The 3,542-nt window shown below is 66.1% G+C and carries 3 protein-coding genes; 2 read left to right on the top strand and 1 reads right to left on the bottom strand.

Annotated features, from left to right (window positions below):
• On the top strand, positions 1 to 1,993 hold a 1,993-nt coding region (locus VKH46_08545), incomplete at its 5' end, for a hypothetical protein (protein HKB70877.1).
• Between the two features lie 65 nt (positions 1,994 to 2,058).
• Entirely contained in the window at positions 2,059 to 3,024 is a 966-nt protein-coding gene (locus tag VKH46_08540) for a glucodextranase DOMON-like domain-containing protein (GenBank protein ID HKB70876.1), read from the top strand.
• Positions 3,025 to 3,031: 7 nt separating this feature from the next.
• On the opposite strand, the gene VKH46_08535 is transcribed toward VKH46_08540, so the two are convergent.
• Positions 3,032 to 3,542 (bottom strand): DUF3459 domain-containing protein (locus VKH46_08535; GenBank protein ID HKB70875.1); only part of this gene is annotated, 511 nt, incomplete at its 5' end.

The following is a 3,542-nucleotide window of genomic DNA, read 5'->3' as shown; positions in this document are numbered from 1 at the left end:
CCAGCTCAACAACAAGGTGTCGTTCACGTTCCGGCTCGAGAGCCGCTTCAACCAGAACTTCTGGACGAACTACGGCGGTTTCGGGTTCAACAACGGCAACACGCCTCCGGGTCCGGGGAGCTGCACGTCCGGCAATTGCGGAGAGTTCGATCCCCGCTCGTCCGACTACCTTCAGTTCCGCGGCGCACAGGTCCTGATGACCCCGGGCTACAAGTGGATCGACGCCGTCACGGTCGGCTCGAACGACCTCGGACAGTTCGACCCGTTCGTGATCGGCCAGATCCGCTACATCGACCGCGACAATGCGAAGGCGCTCCTCTTCCAGGGATCGGCGGCGAATCACAAGCTGACCTGGGACGCAATCCGTATCTCGCTACCGCGCCTGTGGGCCGGCCCCGGGTTCACCACGGGCAACTGGACCGCTTCCGACGCTGCCTACGGCGCCCAGATCAAGTACCGGGCGTCCCAGCAGGTCGATTTCGGCGGGATCTTCCAGTGGGTCAACGACCAGGAGATCGACGCGGGCGACAACAACGTCGACAACGGCCGGAACCTGCGGACGCGGTTCCACAACACGGTCGTCGGCGCGAGGGTCGGGATCCATCCGGCATCGATCGTCGACATCCGCGGGGCGTTCTATCGTTCGTCGTCCTTTGCAGACCCCGTTCTCGCGGGCGCGAACTACGGCTCCGGACTCGGCGCCTATTCGCCGGTCCTCCTCGGCTCGCACAAGGGCAACAGCTGGAAGGCGGACGTCGACGTCAACGATCCTTTCGGCATCGGGCTCTCGTTCAACCTCGAGGGATTCTTCCTCGGCGCGAACTATTCGTCGCTCATGGCGGCCCGCCGGGAGAACGACGTTCTGTTGACGGAAGGCCATGACGCCGCATGGATGCAGCCGGGCCCCGGCAACACCGCCTACGGCGTGTTCAACACGATCGGCCGGCCCTCGATGTACGGAGGATGGGACGGCACCGCTCAGCAGCTCGCGACGATCAACGTCGACAACCAGTTCAGCGATTTCGACGAGCCGATGGCCGAATCGTCGATCGGCTGGAAGGGAATCACGATCGTCCCGAAGTTCTCGGCGGGCCCGGTCGATCTCTCCGCCGAATACACGCACCTCGGTTACGACACGAACTGGCAGGCGTACGGGACTCCGTCTCGGGCCATCTCCGCGACGTTGTATCCCGGCTTCGATTCCGATGCGGGCATCGGCGGGTTCGAGACGGGGTACGTTCCGTTCCAGGACAAGAAGACCGATCTCCTCGCGCTGCACGCGAAATACGTCGCTCCCGTCGGGAAAGGGCTCGAGCTCACCGGCCGCGTCAAGTACCTCAAGGAAACCGACAACCGGATGAACAGCGCGAGGTTCCTGCCCTATCAGCCGGGCGACTGCCCCGGGGCCGGCGCCGCCTGCGCGGGGAACCAGAACTTCTATTCTCCGGGCAACTCGTCGTCGAGCCTCTACGGGAACCCGCCCGTGATCACCGTGACCAACCCCGTGACGGGGGCGACCGAAACCGGCTACAAGTGGAAGCCGTTCGACAGCCTCTCCGACGACGACCGGGACATGAAGTATTGGGCGTATTCCCTCGGAGTCGGCTATCAGCTGACCGACGAGCTCTATGCGAATCTCAACTACGACCGGTACGACGTGGATCTGAAGGACGGCAACACGGCGTTCCAGGCGTACAACCTCCACGAGATGGCCGCCGGAAAGCACCACAAGAACATGCTGACCCTGCGGTCGCTCTACGTGCTCGGTCCGGGCTACGAGCTCCACTTCGAGTACCAGTACAACTTCGGGACTTTCGACCCGAACTTCGGCGGCGGATACGTCGTCCAGTACGCGGATGCGGACATCTCGAAGAACCACAACGTTCCGCTCAACTCCCCGGGATTCACGGGCCGTTTCGGCGGATGGAACAGCCTGCTCTCCCGCGACTTCGATCAGCAGCGTCTCAAGGCGTGGCTGAAAGTGGCGTTCTGATAGGGTTTCACTCGTCGGCCCGGCGGCTTCGGCCGCCGGGCCGTTCTTCGAGCCGGAGGAAAATCATGCGCCGACGTTCTCTCCTCGTATTCGCCCTGTTCGCGGCGGCGAACCTCGCGCCGCGCCGCTCCCGGGGGGCCGGCGACATCTTCCGGCTGACCGATCCGCGCGGCGACGACCACGGGTCGGGCTCGCTCGTCTATCCACTCCGCGACGATCTTCATCCGGGGGACCTCGACCTCGTCTCGCTCGTCGCGAAGGAGGACCCGCAGGGGACGCTCTTCGAAGCGACGTTCGCCCACCCGATCGCCCCGCCGCCTCGGCGGCCGATCGACGAGCTCGGGCAGACGCTCGACCGCGTCGCCCGCCACGGCTTCTACACGTTCAATCTGGACGTCTACATCGACACCGACCGGGTCCCCGGCTCCGGCCAGCTCGCGCTGCTGCCGGGCCGCCGGGCCGAGGTCGATCCCTCCACCGCGTGGGACAAAGCGATCTGCCTGACCCCCCGGCCCGCGCTGGCGCACGACATGATGGGGGACTTCCTGAAGGGCTATGCGCGTCGCGACATGAAAGCGAGGCTCGGCCGGATCGACTCCGCCGAGTTCGAGACGATCAAGAAGGGGATCGAACGGGACCTCGACTCGCGGATCTTCTTTCCGACGCAGGTGCGCGTCGAGGGCGCGAAGGTTTCTTTCGTCGTCCCCGTCTCCTTCCTCCTCGGGAGAGCGAAGGCCGACTGGAGCTACGTCGTCGTGGTGACCGCCGCGGACTTCGATCCCCGAGCGAGCGCGACGGCGACGCTCGGCCTGACGGAAGGGCCGGCCGACAATCTGATGATCGTTCCCGTCGCCGCGACGCCGTCTCCGGGCCGGTTCGGCGGCGCGCCGGAAGAGGACGAATTCGCTCCACCTCTGGTCGACATCGTGGTTCCTCCGGGGAAATCGCAGGAAGCGGTCCTCAAAGACTACGATCCCGCCAAGAAGCGCCTCGTGAGACTGCCCGGAGTGGTCCCCGCCGAAACGAGGTAGCCGCGGATCAACGGACGCGCCAGATACCGGAGGCGTGCGGCGGAAGCACGACCGAAATTCCGCGCGCCCCGATCTCCGGGGCGCCGATGAGGGGGTCGGCGAAGACCGGCTCGAGCGTCACGCCCCCGGCCGCATAGGTCCCCGCGGTCACCGTCAGGCCGCCGAGGTTGTGGAGGACGAGGAGCTTTTCCGTCCGGGTGCGGCGAAGGAACGCGAGCACCGGACCGGTGTCGGCCAGGAGCTCGATCCCTCCCGAGCGGAGCGCGGGGTGATCCCGGCGAAGGCGGATCAGCGAACGGTACCGGGCGAGGAGGGAGGCGGGATCGGCCTCCGCCGCGACGTTGGCCGTCTCCCGTCCCGGCGAAAAGGCATGCCAGGGCGTGCCGGTCGTGAAGCCGGCGCCCGCCGACCCGTCCCACGGCATGGGAGCACGCTTCTCTTCGTCCGCGTTTCCCGGGCCGTTCTGCATCCCGATCTCCTCGCCGTAATAGAGGAAGGGGTCGCCCGGGAGCGTCAGG

The sequence above is a fragment of the Thermoanaerobaculia bacterium genome (assembly GCA_035260525.1).
Taxonomy (GTDB): Bacteria; Acidobacteriota; Thermoanaerobaculia; order UBA5066; family DATFVB01; genus DATFVB01.
This window is presented reverse-complemented; position numbering and strand designations above follow the sequence as displayed.